This window comes from Amycolatopsis sp. NPDC003865 (assembly GCF_053605345.1).
The window spans coordinates 132,254-148,953 of the sequence record NZ_JBSGJA010000015.1 but is presented as its reverse complement, the minus strand read 5'-3'; the positions used below and the strand labels follow the sequence as shown (position 1 = coordinate 148,953).

Genomic DNA, 16,700 nt, shown 5'->3' with positions numbered 1-16,700 from the left:
ATGCCTACTTTGGCGGAATCGCGCGAGAAGGTGCGCGACATCTCGGCGAAGATGCTCGTCATCGTCGAGGACACGAAGCTCAGCGACGCCGAAAAGCTCAAGAAGCTTGAGGCGTTCGAGCCCGATCTCAAGGCCGCTCAGGAAGAGGTCGCCTCCAAGGAAGCGATCGACCGGCGCAAGGCCGAGATTTTCAAGGCCGCCGGTAAGAAGGGCGACAACGACGCGGGCGGCGACGACGCGGACAAGCGCGGCGGGTACCACTCGCTCGGCGAACAGTTCGTCAAGTCGCTCGGGTACCGGAACCTGTGCGAGCAGGGCCTCAAGGGCGGTCGCTGGACCACCGGTGACATTGAGCTCAAGGCGACCCTCACCGAGGGCACCGCGGGCGCGCCCGGCGGCGGCTACGACCTCGTCACGACCCCGCCCAATGTGCTCCCGGGCATCGTGGACATCCGTTTCCGGCCGCTGTTCCTTGAGGACCTGCTTCCCAAGGGCACGACCTCGTCCCCGCTGATTCGCTACCTCGTTGAGGAAGCCCTCACCAACGCTGCGGCGGCCGTCGCCGAGGGCGACCTCAAGCCGGAGAGCGCGCTCAGCTTCACGACCGTGGACGAGACCCTGCACAAGGTCGCCACGTTCCTCCCGGTCACGGATGAGATGTTGGAGGACTGGAACCAGATTCAGTCCTACCTGGACGCCCGCCTTCAGCTCTTCGTCCGCCAGGCCGCGGAGGCTCAGCTCCTCTCCGGCGACGGGACCGGCGCGAACATGGTCGGGCTCCTCAACCGCCCCGGTCTGGCCGCCACCGTCACGAAGGGCACCGCGCCGTCCGCCGCGGATGACAACTCGATGGACGCCGTGTACCGGCAGATCACCGCCATCCGGCAGAGCTCGTTCCTTGAGCCGGACGCGATCGTGATCAGCCCGACCGCCTGGCAGGACATCGTGCTCAGCAAGAACGCTCAGGGCGCGTACTACGCCAACGGACCGTTCGTCGGCCAGCAGCCGGAAACCCTGTGGGGCAAGCGGGTCGTGCAGACTGCCGCGCTCGCCTCGGGTAAGGCGCTCGTCGGCGCGTTCGGTCAGGGCGCGCAGATGTTCGCCAAGGGCGGGATCGTCGTCGAGGCCAGCAACAGCCACGCCGACTTCTTCCAGCGGAACAAGACCGCCATCCGCGCGGAGCGCCGCCTTGGCCTGGCCGTCTACCGGCCCGGCGCGTTCGGCCTCGTCGCGGGCCTCTGATCTGTCCACCTCGGGCACCCCGTCCGCTCCTCCCGTGCGGACGGGGTGCCCCTGTGCACCGGAAGGGACGACCGATGGTCCGCAACCCGAAGCACGTCGAAAGCACGGGCGCGGTTGAGACGCCCTCGAGCCCCGTCGAGACGACGGCCACCCCGGGGCGGCCGGAGTCGACCGGCGCGGTCGAGCTGCCCGAGCTCGGCGAGACGCGCGCGACCCACCTCGGCGAGGAGATCACCGTCCGGCAGGAAACCCCGAGCGAGCCGTTCACGGCGTCGGTGACCTGGCTGTCTGAGGCTGAGACGAAGGTCGTTAAGCCCCAGCAGGACGCCCCCGCGCCGAAGCCGAGCCCGCAGGTGCCGGCGGCGAAGTCGACCCCGGCGGAGGACGAGGGGTGACGTCCCTCCCGCCGCTGGCGTCGCTCGACGACCTGACGGCCTACCTGGGCGTTCCCCCGCTGAACGAAGCTCAGTCGACGTTCATGCTGCGGTCGGCGAGCGCCCTGGTCCGGCTCCACTGTCGGTGGCCGATCACCAAGGTTGAGGACTCGACGACCTGGGTCGTCGACAGCAACGGCACCGAGCTGCTGACGGTGCCGACGCTGGCCCTGCGGTCGGTGACGGCCGTGTCGGTCCGTGGCAAGCCCGTAGACCTGTCTGAGGTGTCCTACAGCGCGTCGGGCGTGCTCTGCCTACGTCGGTACCTCTGGCCGGTAGGCCCGGACGCTGTGACCGTCACAGGGGTGTCCGGCCATGACGAGCCGCCGGACGAGCTCGTGGCCGTCGTCTGCTCCCTGGCCTCCCGCTCTACCGCCATGGCGGGCCGCGGGCCGGTCACCGCGTACCGCGTCGGCGGTATCCAGGTCACCTACGGCAGGAACGGGGACGGTGAGGTGATCGGGCTCAGCCCGATCGAGTCGGCCGTACTCGACCGCTACCGATTGCCGCTCCTCACGTGAGCGCTCCGTTCCCGGTCGGCGGGCAGACCATCACCGTCGTTCACATCACCACCGACGACTACGGCGACCGGACGGAGACCGGCCGCGCGACCTACCCCGGGTGCTCAGTCCAGCCGCTGACCACCGTCGAAACGCTGGACACCGGGGACCAGGTCGTGACCCGTTGGATGCTCTACGGCCCGCCCGCTGTGGAGGCCAGCCCCGTCGACCGGATCGAGGTCGACGGCGCTCTGTTCGAGCTAGACGGAGATCTCCAGCTCTGGCGGGGGCTCGACGGCCGCCCGCACCACGTCGAGGGATACCTCAAGCGCTCCACGGGGTGAGTCATGACCGAATTCGAATACCGCGCCGACCCCGAGGGAATCAACCAGCTCGCCAACGGACCGGAGATGCACGCGCTTCTCTTCGCCCGCGCCCGCCGCGGAGCCGACTGGGTCCGCGGAAACGCTCCTGTCCGCACCGGGCACTACCGGGCCGGAATCCAGGTCGTCGACAAGGGACGAGGCGGTCCCCGACGCGACCGGGCCGAGGTCCAGATTCAGGCCACGTCCGATGACGCAATCTGGGTCGAGGTCGGCGCACGCGGCCGTCCCGGGCATCACTTGCTGTCCCGCTGCATCCCGATCGTGGAAAACGGCTGATGGCGGACAAGCTCGGGCCGTGGCCCGACGCCGAAACCGTCGTGATGGCCATGCTTTCCCCGATCGCGCGCACGGTCACGTCGACCCCGAACCCGTTGCCCACCCCGATCATCCGCGTTCAGCGGGTCGGCGGGAGCGACGACAGGATCACCGACTTTCCGCGGATCGAAATCGCGTGCTACGGCGAGAACCGCGCTCAGGCATGGGATCTCTCCGAGCAGTGCAGGCAAACGATCCTCGCCAGCCGGGCGACGCTCGTCGCCGGTGTCCTCGTCGACAACGCCGACACAGACACCCCCGCACAGCAGATCCCCTATGACGACCCCGACGTTCGCCGGGTCGTCGCGTACTACCGACTCGCGTGGCGTCGCCCGCGCAACTCCTGATCCATCGTCCACAAGGGAGGGCTCGTGACCACGCCCACGACCACCACGTACGACGCTCTCAAGAACTTGCAGAGCGACCTGATTCGCAAGGCTCTTGAGGGAAGCATCTTCATCGCGCCCTACACCGCCGACCTTCCGACCGCGCTCACCGCGGGCAGCGGGGCCGGACTGCTCCCGCTCCCGCCCGGCTACTCCGACGTTGGTTGGTGCGACAAGGGCGACGGCGCGTCCTGGTCCCGCTCGGTCGACACCTCGGACGTGACGTCGTGGGGAAGTGCGGAGCCGACCCGCCGGGACATCACGAAGCAGTCGGACGGACTCAAGTTCACCGCCCAGGAAACGAAGCGGCAGACGATCGAGCTTTACGAAGGCGTCGACCTGTCCACCGTGACGCCCACCGCGACGACCGGAGAAATCACGTTCGACCGGCCCGCCCGTCCCGCTACGCGCTACTTCCGCGTGTTCGGGCTCTTTCAGGACGGCGTCGGTGCTGACGCGATCTACGTCGCGAAGCTCCTGCCCCGCGCGAACGTCACCGACTCCGGCGATCAGAAGTGGAGCGACGGCGACGACCCCGTTGGTTACGAGGTCACCCTCACCGCGAACTACGACGAGACCGCCAAGACGTCGATGCGGTTCTTCTTCGGTGGCCCCGGCTGGCGGGCTCGCTTGGCGGACATGGGTTTCCCCGCGCTGAGCTGACCTAGACCGCGGCGCGGCGTCCGTGTCGATCCACGGGGGGCCGTCCTGGCGTCGCGCCGCACCCCAACCCCAACCGTCCCGAAAGGACACCACCATGCAGACCCTCGAAGCCCCGAACGGCGACCAGTACACCACCAGCAGCGACGCCGAGGCCAACAGCCTCATTCTCGGCCACGGCTACCGACTCGTGCGCAACGACACCGACGAGCCCGAGCAGGTCACCACGCCCAATGAGGACCCGGCGACCGAACAGCCGGCCGATTCCCCGACCCCGGACACCGAGCCCGCTACCCCGTCCGGCCCGACCCCGGAAGCCGCGCCCGCCAACCCGGACCAGCCGAGCGACGCGCCCCAGACCAACGAGAACCCGACCGCCTGACAGCCCGCTGAGGACGGCCCCCATGAGCAAGACGTACAAGTTCGACCGCTACGTGACCGAGGCCCGTTCCGAGCCGTTCGTTCTGGAACTGGCGGACGGCGACACGATCAGCATCCCCGCCCCGGACGGTGAGACCGTCCTCCGGATCGAGGAGTCCCGGAGCTCCCGCGCGACGCTCAGGCTCCTGTGTGGGGACCAGTACGAGCGTGTGAGCGACCTTGTCGGGATCGCGCCCGCGGGCGTGCTCACGAACCTCGTTCAGGACATGGTCGAGCACTTCGGGCTGAGCGTGGTTCCGCCGGGGGGTTCGCTCGCCTCGTCGCGCTGATCGACCAGCACGGCGAGGCTATCGAGTACGACCTACAGACCGAGCTAGGCATTGACCTACTCGACTTCTTTCGCGCTCGACGTCCCTGGCCGCAACTCGTCCGGCTGATCGAGCGCCTGCCCGACCACTCTCATTACAAGGTCGCTGTTCGCGATGACATCGACCTTGCTCGGGAGATCTCTCGACGGCACAACGGAAAGCCGCCGCGAAGTCGACGCGTGGCCGGTCAGGTGTGGACGCCTGAGCGGGCAATCCTGACCGACGTTGCGGACATCCTGCTCCGCGTCCTCGCGTCCCTCGAAGCCGCACGGACCGGCAAGACGCAACGGCCCTCGGCCATGCCGCGGCCCGTGGACGCGTTCGGCCGACTCGCGCAGGCCGAAGCCAAGCAACGACACGACGACCGCGTTCGAGCACTGATCGGGAGGTGAACCCTTGGCGTACCAGGCGGGCTCTGCCTACGTTCAGGTGTTGCCGTCCCTTAAGGGCTTCAACACCTCCGTTCAGACTCAGCTACGCGACGAGCTCGGCGGCGTCGGTGAGCAGATCGGTTCGCGTCTCGGCGGAGACCTGAGCAAGGCGTTCACCCCCGCCCTGAGTGGACTCCGGAACGATCTGGAACAGACGGCGACCAAGGGCGTCACATCGATGTCGACACTGGCGCGGGGAACCGCGCCAGTGCTGGACAAGCTCGCCCAGGTGTCGCCCGTGCTCGGCCGGGTCCGCGATGGGTTCACGAGCAGCGTCGCCGCCTCGTCCGCGTTCAGCGGCGCGGCGGGGACCCTGGGGGGCCGTCTCCGGTCCGTCGTGGACACCACGGCCGAGATCGGGACCGGCTTCGGGAAGATGGGAGCCCAGGCCGAAGGCGTCCTCAAGCGCGTCGGGTCGACCATCGGGAGCAGCCTGACGAGCCCACTCCGCAGCGCCAAGGACTTGCTCGGGCAGTACGGGCTCACCGCCGGATCGGCGCTGGCCGTCGCCGGTGTCGGCGCGGTGACGATGGGAATCAAGTTCGACGCCGCGCAGGAATCCGCCGTCATGGCGTTCACGACCATGCTCCACAGTGGACAGCAGGCGCGCGACTTCATGGCGCAGCTTACCCAGTTCGCATCACAGACCCCGTTCGACCTGCCGGGCGTCACGTCCGCGGCGCAAAAGCTTATGGCGTTTGGGTTTCAGGCGCGCGACGTCCTGCCCACCCTGACCGCCATCGGCGACGCCGTGTCCGGCATGGGCGGATCGGCCGAGGAAATCGACCGGGTCACGCTCGCGATCGGGCAGATGTCCGCTAAGGGCAAGGTCCAGTCCGACGAGATTTTGCAGCTCACCGAGGCAGGCATTCCCGCGCTCCGAATCCTCGCGAATCAGTACGGCGTCACCACGGCGAAAATGCAAGACATGGTGACGAAGGGCCTCGTCCCGTCGGGCGAGGCCATCCCGAAGCTTCTCCAGGGAATCGAGCAGGGCACAAAGGGTGCGGCCGGAGACACAACCGCATTCGCGGGAATGATGTCTCAGCAGGCGACCACCCTCACGGGCGTTTGGTCGAATTTCACCGACAATTTCAACAAAGCGATGGGCAATCTGATTGCCCCCGCGATGCCCGCAATCAAGTCGGGACTCTCGTGGCTGACGACTCAGCTCGGGTCGCTGCCCGGATGGTTCGAGCGCGTCCGCGCCCTGGCGGCCCCCATCTTCGCCCAGCTCGCTCCCGTGATCCGGAACGTCGGCGACTTCGTCATGACGTCCGCCGTCCCGGCCCTGCGGAACCTCTGGACAGCCGTCCAGCCCGTAGTCGTGCTGGTCGGAGGCGCTTTCCTGGCCGCCCTTCGAACCGCCGGCAGTCTGCTGTCCACAGTGGTCGGTCCCGCGCTCGTGGCGGTGTCGAGCTGGCTCCGGCCGCTGATGCCCGTCATCGTCGGAATCGCCGCCGCGTTCGCCGGATGGTTCGCAATTGGGCTCGCCGTTTCTGCGGTTGTTCGCGGATTTGCGTTGCTCAAGACAGTTCTCGGTGGCGTCACCTTGGCGTGGCGCATTCTGAGCCTCGCATTCTCCATTTCGCCAATCGGATTGATCATCACTTTGGTTGCCGCGCTGGTCGCCGGGGTGATTTACGCGTGGACTCACTTCGCCGGTTTCCGCGAGGTCGTGCTTAACGTCTGGCACGCGATCCAGGCCGCCGCGTCGTTTGCGTGGAATTCGATTCTCAAGCCAGCCTTTGATGGAATCGTTTCCGCGGTTCAGGCGGTCGGACGGTTCTTCGTGTGGCTGTGGGGGGTCGTGTCGCCGGTCCTGTCCGCGATCGGGAACGTGGCGAAGATCGTCGCCGCGATCATCATCACGGTCGTGGTGACGCCGATCGTGCTTGCGATTCGCTTGTGGGCGTTCGTGCTCACGTGGCTGTGGACGAACGTCGTCAGTCCGGTGCTCGGCTTCATCGGAGCACTCTTCACGTGGTTGTGGACGAACGCGATCAAGCCGGTCATCGACTTCGTCGTTGGCTACTTCCGGATGTGGGCCAGCATCGCGGTTTGGTTGTGGCAGAACGTGATCCAGCCCGCAGCGTCCGGCATCGCCGCGGCGTTCACGTGGCTGTGGAACAACGGGATCAAGCCCGCGATTGACTTTGTCGTTGGCTATTTCCGATTCCTTGCCAGCATTGGGCTTTGGCTCTGGAACAACGTGTTTATCCCTGTGGCCCAGGGCATCGGCAACGTGTTCACTTGGCTCTACACGAACGTGATCTCTCCGGTCGGCTCGGCGATCGGCGTCGCCCTGAACGCGGTCGGTTCGGCGTTCCGCTGGGTCTACGACAACGTGATTCGTCCTGTGTGGACGGCGGTCGGCACCGTCGCGCGCACCGTGTACGACAACGTCATTCACCCCGCGTTCGAGGCGGTCAAGAGCGCGGTTCACGCTGTGGGACAGGCGTTTTCGGACGCGGTCGACTGGATCGGCCGTGTCTGGGGCGGGATCAAGGCCATTGCGGCGAAGCCGGTCAATTTCATCATCGATACCGTGTACAACCACGGCATCGCCGCCGTGTGGAACTGGGTCGCCGATCTCCTCGGCATCGGCAAGCTCAAGCCCGCCTCAACGATCACGTTCGCTGGCGGCGGTGTCCTCGGCGGCTACGCGCCCGGTCAGGACCGGATTCACGCGATGCTCTCCCCGGGTGAGGCGGTCCTTGTGCCGGAGCTCGTCGCCGCGATCGGACCACAGAACATCATCGCTGCCAACGCTGCGGCGTCGGGAGGACGACCCGCGACCATTGTGGGCAGTGGATTTTCCGGCGGGGGTATCGCCCGGTTCGCTGGTGGCGGTGTCGTGTCGGACTTGCTCGACTTCGTGAGCGGTGTCGGCGGGGACGTCGTGGCGATGTTCAAGGACCCGGTCGGCTGGATCTCCTCCCACATCGGGGCTGGTGCCTCCCAGTGGGTTTCGATGCTTGCGAAGATGCCCGCAACGCTGATCGACAAGGCCGTGACGTGGCTGTGGGACAAGGTCAAGGACTGGCTCAATCCGTTCAGCTCGGGCGGAGGCGGTAGCGCCGACCTCGCCGGTTGGATCGCCGCGGCCATCGGCTTCACGGGCGTGGGTCCCGATTGGGCTGGTCCACTTCGGACGCTCATCATGCGTGAGTCCGGCGGGAATCCGCGGGCTCAGAACAACTGGGACATCAATGCTCAGCGCGGTGACCCGTCCCGCGGGCTGATGCAGACCATCGGGGCGACGTTCGCGGCTTACCACGATCCCCGGCTGCCTAACGACATTTTCAACCCGGTGGCGAACATTGTCGCTGGTATCAACTACATCCGGTCGCGCTACGGAACGATCTTCAACGTTCAGCAGGCGGTCGGCTCGACGCCGAAGGGCTACGACTCGGGCGGCTGGCTGCCCCCGGGGTACTCGACCGTCTACAACGGAACCGGTCGGCCCGAGGCGGTGTTCACCGCCCAGCAGTTCGACGCGATCACGGCCGCCGCGGGAAGTGACGGCGGGACGTTCGTCGGAACGTTGACGCTGGACTCGGGCGAATTCCTCGGCGTCGTCAACGGCGAAATCACCCGCGCTCAGAGCGCGATGGGCACAGCTATTGCGCAGCGGACGCGCGTGTAAGCAGCGGGAGGAACCTTGTACGAGCTCCGTGTTCCGGTCAACTACGCCTTTGGTGGCCTGACGAACGCCGCCGCGGTGTCGGACACCGCGCTGGTGTCCAACGACTTCACGGCTCTGCCGTCCGGACTCAGCACGACCATGTACCTGCCGATCACTCTGCAGGACCCGGCGAACAAACTGTACGAAATCGTGTGGGTCACCGCGCACGCTGCGGGATCGAACACGATCACCGTGGTCCGCGGCAAGGAAGGCACTGCCGCCCGCGCGTGGCCCGCGTCGACCCTCTGGACGTGTGCGCCGACGCTCCGGGACGGCGTTCTCAGCGTGGCCAACGCTGCCGCCCTGCCGACGGATGCCCACATCGGACTCCGCGTGTGCCAGCAGGACACACAGCAGATGCTCGAATGGACCACCGGCGGGTGGGCTTTGGAGCTGGGCAAGGGGATTCTCGGCGTCACGAAGCGCAACATCACCGACGCCATCCCGAGCGGCACCAACGTCATGATGGAAACGCTGAACATCCCTGGCATGAAGGCGTCCCGCTGGTACAAGGCCGTGTGGACGTTCGGGTCCAGCGGTTCCGCGGCCGGACCCCCCAACGCCTCGGCGAACATCCACCTCAGCGCGGTCGGTGCCGCCGTGTCGATCAACGACCCGATCATCCGCACCGGCAACGTCATCAACCAGACCGCCACCAACCCGATCACGGTCGTCGAAACCGTGTTCACCGTGCCCACCGATGGCACGTACAACCTCGGGTGCTCCGCGAACTCTGGTGGCGCGATCACCACGACCATCCTCGCGTCCGGCGCGGCAGGCGACACCAACGCCGCGAATAAGCGCGCGTTCTGGGTTGAGGACATGGGGCTTAAGTGAGCTACGCCCGCGACGCGTGGGGACGAGCTCCGTACGCGAGTCCCGAAGTCCCGGCCCCGCCGGTCGTCCAGCTCCCGCCGCCGGTCCCGGGTGGAACGACTCAGTACGTCGTCACCACCTCGGGCGGCGACTACCCCTGGGCGCTGGGAGGGTGGGCCGGTCCGGCGCTGCCGATCCCGTCCCTGCCGGGCGGGCTCGTCGTGGTGCCGGACTCCACTTCGGGCACCGTGCGCGTCCTCGCGTGGTGGCCGGACGCCGCCGCGGTCGAGCTAGTCCGGCTTCACCCGGACGGGACCCGGGTCCCCGTCCGCGGGGCCTACCCCGCGACGATCGCGGCTGGGGCGACCCGACGCAACTACGCGACCAACCCGAGCCTCACGGCCGGACTCAACGGCTACGTGCCCGCTGACGGCAACCCGGCCCTCTCCCAGATTGCCGACGCGTCGTCCGGGACCGCGGCTCTCCGAGCGACCGTGACCTCAGCCGGGTCGGACGGCGTCTCGATCCCGCACGCGCTGCCGGTGTCGACGTTCGCGACGGTCGGATTCGCACTCAGGCTGTCCGCACGCGCGTCGGCAGTGACCCTGTCGGTCGGTTACACCGACGCGGGGGGAAACGCGCTCACAACGCAAACGGCGACCCTCACGGCCGACCAGATCAACGCGTCCGTCTCGACCTGGGCGCGGCAGGTCGTCCGCCTCCAGGCCCCACCGTTCGCGGCGACGGTCGGAACCGTCAAGGTCGTGGCGTCGGGGATGCCCGCCGCCGGCACTTTGGACCTCGACTCGGTCACGGTCGAGCAGGGACAGACGGACGGCACGTACGCGGACGGGGACACCCTTGGCGGGCTGTGGACCGGCACCGCCGGTCTGTCCACCTCGGTCATCTCGGCCGTTCAGACCATCGTCGACGGCGAGGCCCCGCAGGACGTGCCCGTGTCGTACATGGTCGTAGTCCCGAGCCTCACCGGCGGTCAGGCTGTCTCTCCGCTGGTCACCCTCGTGTCCAACGACCGGTCATGGCTCACCCACCCCGCCAACCCCGCGGCCCCGCTGCGGTGCGCCCCGGCCGCCGCGCCGACGCTGGCCCGCGCGGCTGTCCAGTCCGCGGTGTCGGTGATCGGCCGGGCGTACCCGGTCGTGGTGTCCGCGGCCCGCTCGTCGATCACGGGCACGCTCACGGTCAACACGCGCACGTTCGCCGAGCGAGACGCGTTGTACGCGTTGCTGGCCGACGGCTCACCGATCTACTTCCGCCCGCCCGGTGACTACGGACTCGGGTACGGGCTGTGGCTCGCCATCGGGGACGTGACCGAGGACCCCGGCGGACGCCCACAGTGGAGCCCGTACCGAGTCCTGACGTTGCCGTTCACTCAGGTTGACGTCCCGCTCGGCCCCAACACCTTCGCGGCGGCCTGACCGATGTGGGCGCTGTCCTCGACCGCTCAAATGGTCCTCACGAGCTCGCACGCGGTCGACGTGCGCGCAACCGCGTTCACCTCGTCCTACGGAGCGGTCACGCTGCCCGTCTCGTCCGGCTCGATCACGTGCGACGCGACCAGCCAAGTCCGCCGAACCGGGACAGTCGGAATTGCGGACCCCGTGTACTGGCCCGCGAACCCGCTATCGATCCTGTCCCCGCTGGGGTCTGAGTTGCTTGTGGAGTATGGGATTGTCGTCCCGAACCTCGGCACCGAATGGGTCCCGCTGATCCGCGGAGTCATCACCGAGGTTGCCCGGCAACGACCGTACGGCAACGGGAGCGACGCCGTAACCGTCACGCTCGCCGACCGGTCGAGCCGAGTCGCCGAAGCCCGGTACGAACAGCCCACGCAAACCGTCAGCGGCGCAACGAACGTCACCGAGATCACCCGGCTCATCACCGAGGTCATGCCCGGCGTCACGGTGACCGACCAGACCGGTTCCTCTCAGGTCGCCGCTCAGCTCGACATCGAACGCGAACGCTGGTCCGATGGCGTGGAAAAGCTGGCCGACGCCATCGGGGCCGAGGTGTTCGCCGACCCGCTCGGCAACTTCGTCATCCGTACGACGCCGACGTTGTCGAACCCGGTCGCGTGGGTCATCTCCTCGGGCCGCGGCGGTGTCCTCGTGTCCAAGTCGGACACACAGACACGCGCGATGACGTACAACGAAGTCGTCGCCAGCGGCCAGCGCACGGACGGCACACCGCCGGTGTACGCGATCGTTCAGGACACCGACCCGACGAGCCCCACCTACATCGGGGGCGCGTTCGGTCGCAAGCCGCGGTTCTACTCCTCGCCGCTGCTGACCACCGTCGCCCAGTGCCAGACCGCCGCGGCCGGTCTGCTGGCCCGGACGACCGGGATGCAAGGCGGGGTCACACTCACGGCAGTGATGAACCCCGCGCTCGACGCTGGCGACGTGCTTCTTGTGCAGCAGGGGAAAGTTCAGGCACTGCACATCATCGACAGCATCACGTACCCGCTCAAGGTCGGCGAGGTCCAGTCGATCACGACGCGCTCACTGACCCTGCCGCAGGAAAGCTGACCATGCGACCCGAACGCGCAGTAGAGCAACGCCTCAATGACGCGTCCGAACGCTTCCGCGTCGGACAGGTGTCGTCCGTCGTGAACAACCAACTCATCGTCACAACGTCCGGCGGCGCAAGCAAAACCGTGCCCCGGCTGGCCTCGTGGACGCCCGCGGTCGGCGACATCGTCGTCATCGCGCTCACGCCCGCGGGGTGGATCGCACTAGGAAAAATCGCTTAGCGAAAGGGAAATCATGGCTGCTGAGCTCATGGACATTCACGACCTCGCCCAGAACCCGGCGTTCATCCGCCGCGTCACCTCGTCCGCGGTGTTCGCCGCCGTCCAGGTGGGCGGGGAAGAGTACGACGGCACTCAGTACCGCATCATGCGTCGCGCCCTGGCCCGCAACGTGATCACCGACGCCGAGACCTGGGGTGCCGTCTTCGCGTGGGGCGTCGCTGCCAACCCCGTGATCACTGTCGACAGTGTCGACGGCGATATTCAGTTCACTGTCAACTCTCTGTGGGACGCGGTCGCCGGGGCGTACCACAATACGGCTTCGCCCTCGGCCTGACCATGCATCCGTTCGGGACACCCTGGCTCATGTTCGCCGACACGCTCAGGGTGTTCTGTGTCGTCGGTGGCTGTCTCCTCGCGGTAGGCGCAGGCTGGCGACTCGTCGCGCACGGAGACAGCTCACGCAGCCTCCGATGTGGATACTTCGCACTCGCGTTGCTGGCAGCCTCGGCCATCGGCACCGAGTACCGCCACCTCGGCGACGTCGTCACCTACCGCCTGTGGTGCAACACGGGAGGCGTCCTCTTCGGGCTGATCGCGATCGTAATCGCGTTCGCCGCTCGACGGCGAGCCTAGGAGACAACCCATGCTGCCCCGGCCCCTCATGATCGCGCTTGCCGTCCTGATCAGTCTCGTATGGGCGGTCAACGTCATCGTCGGATTCATCGATCCAGCACGACACGACCCCACCCTTAACGCGATCTTCGCCCTCGTCGTCGGCGCGGTGTTCGCGCTGGGGCGCAAAGAGAGCCGCGCCGTCAAGGACGCCCGGCGACGCATCGCCCACGCCATCGCGGGCGAGGACGACGACGAGCCGGAGGACCAGCAGTGAACGCCGCCCTTGCCTACGCGCTCCAGTCCATCGGATGGGGCGGAGCCGGATTCCTGGCCGGACTCCTCGTCGGCCGGGCCGCCCGCGACGTCCATCGGATCGCTACCGCGGTCACCGGCAAGAACCCCGAGGACGGAGATAAGCCGATGCCCGCTCGTCGCCCACGATGGACGGAGCGCGCCCCGAGTACGTCCCTGATCGCGATCGTTGTCGTCTGCCTCGGCGTCGTCACCGTCGTACAGGGGATCGTTCAGAGCGACGCTACGGCTCGGGTCACCCGCTGCCAGGTCAACTACAGCAACGACTTTTCCGACGCCCTCGACGCCCGCACCAGGGCCAGCACCGACGCACAGAACGCGTTGGACGAGCTCCTGACCACTGTGGGCGAGACCCTCAACGGAAACACCACGTCGCGCACGAGGATTCAGCAGGCCATCAACGACTACCTCGCCAAGCGCGCCGCGGTGAAGCACGAGCAGGCACAGCACCCGTACCCGCCACCGCCGCGGGAGTCCTGCCCGTAAGCCCAGAAAGGACACATCCCCGTGGACTACGGCATTGATGTCAGCCATTACAACGCCATCAGCGACGCGAACGCGGTACGCGGCAACAACATCACGTTCGCGTGGGTCAAGGCGACCGAGTCGACCGACTACGTCGATCCGACGTTCGCGCCCAAGGTCCGCCAGCTCAAGGCGGCCGGGATCGTCGTCGGCGCGTACCACTTCCTCCGGGCGGGCAGCGTGTCCGCGCAGGCGGCCCACTTTAGGCAGGTCGCCGGAGACGCCGGCTGTTTGGCCGTGGGCGCGCTCATGCCCATGTTGGACATGGAGTCGGCCGACGTCCGCGGCTCTGCCAACGATGCGGTGAACGGGTTCTACGATGCGTTGAACGTCAGCCCGCTCGACGTGTACGGAAACCTCGACTGGTGGAACAACGTCCTCGTCCCCGGCCGCTGGTCCAACCGCGGCATCCTCGGGCACATCGCCCGGTACAACGGTGCACCCGGTAGCCCGGGGTGGACGTACGGGCGGATGGCGTGCCACCAGCACACCAGCAGTGGCACCGTCCCCGGCATCCCCGGCAACGTCGACCGCAACGCCACGATGGGTGCTTACGCGCTCCAGTCGATCACCATCGGACAGGTTGCCCCGACACCGACCCCGATCCCGGCACCCGTTCCGGCTCCGTCCTCTTCGGGCGACACGTGGACGGTGCGCAGCGGCGACACCCTGTCTCGCATCGCGTCCTACTGGAACACGACCGTGTCCGCCGTCGCCGTCGCGAACGGCATCGCGGACGTCAACCTGATCCGCGTCGGACAGGTGATCCACCGCCCGGGTACCTCCTGGGCCGCGGCCCCGCCCGTCTCGCGCCGGACGTACGTCGTCCGGCCCGGCGACAACCTGACCGCCATCGCGGGCCGCTACGGGACCACCGTCCCGGCCCTGGTGGCGCTCAACCACCTCAGCAACCCGAACCGGATCTACGCCGGTCAGACCCTCAACGTGTGAGGTCCCCGCATGTCCACACTCGACACCACACCTCAGCCGCGCCCGCTCCGCGTGATCGCCGCGGTCGGCGCGCTCGTCTCACTCATCGTCGGCGGACTGCCCACTGTGGGCGTTCCGCTCGACCCGGCCGCTACCGGCTGGCTCGTCGGCATCGTCGGCGCGGCCTGCTCCGTCGCGGTCGCCCTCGTCGGTGAGGGGCAGGTGACACCCGTGTCGTCCCCGCGCGCGGCGGACGGGACCCCGCTCGTGCGGGCGACCCCGGGTGTGCCCCCGCCGGACGGGACCCCTCCCGTGGCCTAGACTGCGGTCAACCTTCCTGGTGGCTGCTCTCTCCCGGGACGGGGTTCTGAAACGACAGCGGCCCGCCAACCGAATCGGTTGGCGGGCCGCTGTTTTCGTGTGTCCGGACTAGTCGCCGCTCTGACTCTCGTGGACGCGCGCGACGTCCTCATTGAACTGGTCGATCGACACCCGGAGGTACTGACACGTCCGCTCGACCATGTCACGCCACCAGTGTGACGTGTTGATCAGACCGCCCATGTCGGCCGTCTTCGCGACCAGGACCCCGTACGGGTGCACGTTCGCGGCAAGGCACCGCTCGCCGTACGCGACCGTCGTCGACAACCCCGGGACCTTCGCCGCGCGTACCGCGCGTTCGTTGTCGCAGACGTCGCACATCCAGGGGGACTGAGCGAGGGCGGTCATGCTCGCTTCCTCCGGCCGCCCCGCCGCGGCTTCTCGTCCTCAGTGGGCTCGTCCGGCTCCCGGTTGTCGAACGCCTCGACGACCTCACGCGGGATACGGCCCTTCGGGCTGAGCTCGTAACCCGCCTCCGCGGCCCATGCGCGAATCTCACGCGCCCGGCTCCGCGTCGCCGGGGTCTGCTCCGACGAGCTGAACACCGCCGCCGGCACTCCGTTACCCGGCTTCACGGTGCCGCCGTTCGAGCGCGCGGCCGGACCGGTCCCGCGCTCCCGACGTCCCCCCGTCCGACGCGCAGCGTCGGTGAACCGCTGCATGGCCCCCCGCAGGTCGGCGGCGTTGCCCTCGGACAGGTCGATCTCATACGACACCCCGTCCAGCCCAAACCGGACGGTCGACGCTCCCTCTGAGCCGTCGAGGTCGTCCGTCATGTGAATCAGAACCCGTTGAGCCATTAGCTGACTTTCTCCATTTCGTGCGTTTCATCTTCCGTACGTACCTCCGTGCCCCCCGGAGGCCGGGTCACCCTCGGGTGACCCATCAGCGCGGTCACAGCGACCGCGATCCCCACGACCCCCATCACCAGGGCGACCGCGACGGCCGCCCCCGTGACGCTGCGCATCGTCACCACCCACATGACCGCCACGCCCAGGGACATCCCCCCGACCACGGCAGACGACCAGTCGAGCAACGGCAGTGACGGCTCAGAGCTCCTATGCCTACTCACGGGGGTTCTCCTCCCCGCTCGGCCCGTCGTCGCGCCCACGACGCTGCTGGCCCCGTCTACGGACCGGTTGACGCGCGTCCTGGAACAACCGGCACAGGTACCCGACCGCGATCACCAGGCCGTCCGTGCCGTGGACGTCGCGGACCGCACCCATCGCCAGCGCCGCGGCAGCGTCGTCCCCGTCCAGCTCGGCCAGCACCGCCGCGAACGCTCCGGCCCGAGGATCGACCGGGCTGGGAGCGTCGACCGCGGCAGCGACCGACTCAGGGAAGGTGCCCCCCGCCTCCGTGATCCGGTCCGCCGTCAGCCGGGCACCGACGAGGACCATCGACCACAGTTGATCATCAACGTGTCGGTCGTCCGAAGCCATGTACATTTCCAGCGACCGAGCCCGAGCAGGCCCGCCCGCATCCCCCGGCGGACACGTCGCAACCGCGCGGAAAGCGGCGGTAGCGCGCATGACGACGTCCGGGTTATCGAGGTCCATC

Annotated in this window: 24 protein-coding genes; 21 read left to right on the top strand and 3 right to left on the bottom strand. The window is 67.9% G+C overall.

The features are described from left to right. From ACWEVP_RS31735 to ACWEVP_RS31635, 21 genes are all read left to right on the top strand, one after another. Complete coding sequence (locus ACWEVP_RS31735; RefSeq protein ID WP_452066225.1) at positions 1–1,242, top strand: phage major capsid protein; 1,242 nt, start codon at positions 1–3, stop codon at positions 1,240–1,242. A 74-nt stretch (positions 1,243–1,316) separates the two neighbouring features. Further along, positions 1,317–1,637, top strand: coding sequence for a hypothetical protein (locus ACWEVP_RS31730; protein WP_452066224.1), 321 nt, complete (start codon positions 1,317–1,319; stop codon positions 1,635–1,637). Continuing rightward, positions 1,634–2,197, top strand: coding sequence for a hypothetical protein (locus ACWEVP_RS31725; RefSeq protein ID WP_452066223.1), 564 nt, complete (start codon positions 1,634–1,636; stop codon positions 2,195–2,197). Before ACWEVP_RS31730 ends, ACWEVP_RS31725 begins: the two co-directional genes overlap by 4 nt. Then, positions 2,194–2,520 carry a hypothetical protein gene (locus ACWEVP_RS31720; protein ID WP_452066222.1) on the top strand — a complete coding sequence of 109 codons (327 nt, stop codon included), beginning with the start codon at positions 2,194–2,196 and terminating at the stop codon, positions 2,518–2,520. Before ACWEVP_RS31725 ends, ACWEVP_RS31720 begins: the two co-directional genes overlap by 4 nt. 3 nt (positions 2,521–2,523) lie before the next feature. Next, positions 2,524–2,838 (top strand): hypothetical protein, encoded by a 315-nt coding sequence (locus tag ACWEVP_RS31715; RefSeq protein ID WP_452066221.1) that lies wholly within the window; start codon positions 2,524–2,526, stop codon positions 2,836–2,838. Then, positions 2,838–3,224 carry a phage tail termination protein gene (locus tag ACWEVP_RS31710; protein WP_452066220.1) on the top strand — a complete coding sequence of 129 codons (387 nt, stop codon included), beginning with the start codon at positions 2,838–2,840 and terminating at the stop codon, positions 3,222–3,224. Before ACWEVP_RS31715 ends, ACWEVP_RS31710 begins: the two co-directional genes overlap by 1 nt. 24 nt (positions 3,225–3,248) lie before the next feature. Next, on the top strand, positions 3,249–3,926 hold the full coding sequence (locus tag ACWEVP_RS31705; protein WP_452066219.1) for a phage tail tube protein: 678 nt from the start codon (positions 3,249–3,251) through the stop codon (positions 3,924–3,926). A gap of 94 nt (positions 3,927–4,020) precedes the next feature. Continuing rightward, complete coding sequence (locus tag ACWEVP_RS31700; RefSeq protein ID WP_452066218.1) at positions 4,021–4,305, top strand: hypothetical protein; 285 nt, start codon at positions 4,021–4,023, stop codon at positions 4,303–4,305. A 22-nt stretch (positions 4,306–4,327) separates the two neighbouring features. Next, entirely contained in the window at positions 4,328–4,633 is a 306-nt protein-coding gene (locus tag ACWEVP_RS31695; protein WP_452066217.1) for a hypothetical protein, read from the top strand. Between the two features lie 218 nt (positions 4,634–4,851). Further along, a complete protein-coding gene (locus ACWEVP_RS31690; RefSeq protein WP_452066216.1) occupies positions 4,852–5,064 on the top strand; it encodes a hypothetical protein in 213 nt (70 codons plus the stop codon). A 4-nt stretch (positions 5,065–5,068) separates the two neighbouring features. Continuing rightward, the gene (locus ACWEVP_RS31685) at positions 5,069–8,752 is read left to right on the top strand and encodes a tape measure protein (protein WP_452066215.1); all 3,684 of its coding nucleotides are present in this window, start codon (positions 5,069–5,071) and stop codon (positions 8,750–8,752) included. Positions 8,753–8,845: 93 nt separating this feature from the next. Next, positions 8,846–9,628 carry a hypothetical protein gene (locus ACWEVP_RS31680; protein ID WP_452066214.1) on the top strand — a complete coding sequence of 261 codons (783 nt, stop codon included), beginning with the start codon at positions 8,846–8,848 and terminating at the stop codon, positions 9,626–9,628. Further along, on the top strand, positions 9,625–11,046 hold the full coding sequence (locus ACWEVP_RS31675) for a hypothetical protein (protein ID WP_452066213.1): 1,422 nt from the start codon (positions 9,625–9,627) through the stop codon (positions 11,044–11,046). Before ACWEVP_RS31680 ends, ACWEVP_RS31675 begins: the two co-directional genes overlap by 4 nt. A gap of 30 nt (positions 11,047–11,076) precedes the next feature. Next, positions 11,077–12,156: a DUF5047 domain-containing protein gene (locus ACWEVP_RS31670; protein WP_452066212.1), complete on the top strand. Its 1,080-nt coding sequence runs from the start codon at positions 11,077–11,079 to the stop codon at positions 12,154–12,156. A gap of 2 nt (positions 12,157–12,158) precedes the next feature. Continuing rightward, complete coding sequence (locus ACWEVP_RS31665; RefSeq protein WP_452066211.1) at positions 12,159–12,380, top strand: hypothetical protein; 222 nt, start codon at positions 12,159–12,161, stop codon at positions 12,378–12,380. A gap of 13 nt (positions 12,381–12,393) precedes the next feature. Then, complete coding sequence (locus ACWEVP_RS31660; RefSeq protein ID WP_452066210.1) at positions 12,394–12,714, top strand: hypothetical protein; 321 nt, start codon at positions 12,394–12,396, stop codon at positions 12,712–12,714. Between the two features lie 29 nt (positions 12,715–12,743). After that, a complete protein-coding gene (locus ACWEVP_RS31655; RefSeq protein WP_452066209.1) occupies positions 12,744–13,013 on the top strand; it encodes a hypothetical protein in 270 nt (89 codons plus the stop codon). A 10-nt stretch (positions 13,014–13,023) separates the two neighbouring features. After that, complete coding sequence (locus ACWEVP_RS31650) at positions 13,024–13,269, top strand: hypothetical protein (RefSeq protein ID WP_452066208.1); 246 nt, start codon at positions 13,024–13,026, stop codon at positions 13,267–13,269. Then, a complete protein-coding gene (locus tag ACWEVP_RS31645) occupies positions 13,266–13,793 on the top strand; it encodes a hypothetical protein (RefSeq protein WP_452066207.1) in 528 nt (175 codons plus the stop codon). The genes ACWEVP_RS31650 and ACWEVP_RS31645 overlap by 4 nt, the downstream gene beginning before the upstream one ends. A gap of 21 nt (positions 13,794–13,814) precedes the next feature. Then, the gene (locus ACWEVP_RS31640; RefSeq protein ID WP_452066206.1) at positions 13,815–14,783 is read left to right on the top strand and encodes a LysM peptidoglycan-binding domain-containing protein; all 969 of its coding nucleotides are present in this window, start codon (positions 13,815–13,817) and stop codon (positions 14,781–14,783) included. A 9-nt stretch (positions 14,784–14,792) separates the two neighbouring features. Beyond that, positions 14,793–15,083, top strand: a complete 291-nt coding sequence (locus ACWEVP_RS31635; protein WP_452066205.1) for a hypothetical protein — start codon at positions 14,793–14,795, stop codon at positions 15,081–15,083. A 108-nt stretch (positions 15,084–15,191) separates the two neighbouring features. Here ACWEVP_RS31635 and ACWEVP_RS31630 read toward each other — a convergent pair whose 3' ends face one another. From ACWEVP_RS31630 to ACWEVP_RS31620, 3 genes are all read right to left on the bottom strand, one after another. Next, positions 15,192–15,488, bottom strand: coding sequence for a hypothetical protein (locus ACWEVP_RS31630; RefSeq protein ID WP_452066204.1), 297 nt, complete (start codon positions 15,486–15,488; stop codon positions 15,192–15,194). Beyond that, on the bottom strand, positions 15,485–15,940 hold the full coding sequence (locus ACWEVP_RS31625; RefSeq protein ID WP_452066203.1) for a histone-like nucleoid-structuring protein Lsr2: 456 nt from the start codon (positions 15,938–15,940) through the stop codon (positions 15,485–15,487). The genes ACWEVP_RS31630 and ACWEVP_RS31625 overlap by 4 nt, the downstream gene beginning before the upstream one ends. Before the next feature lie 264 nt (positions 15,941–16,204). Continuing rightward, a complete protein-coding gene (locus ACWEVP_RS31620) occupies positions 16,205–16,540 on the bottom strand; it encodes a hypothetical protein (RefSeq protein ID WP_452066202.1) in 336 nt (111 codons plus the stop codon). Positions 16,541–16,700 lie beyond the last annotated feature (160 nt).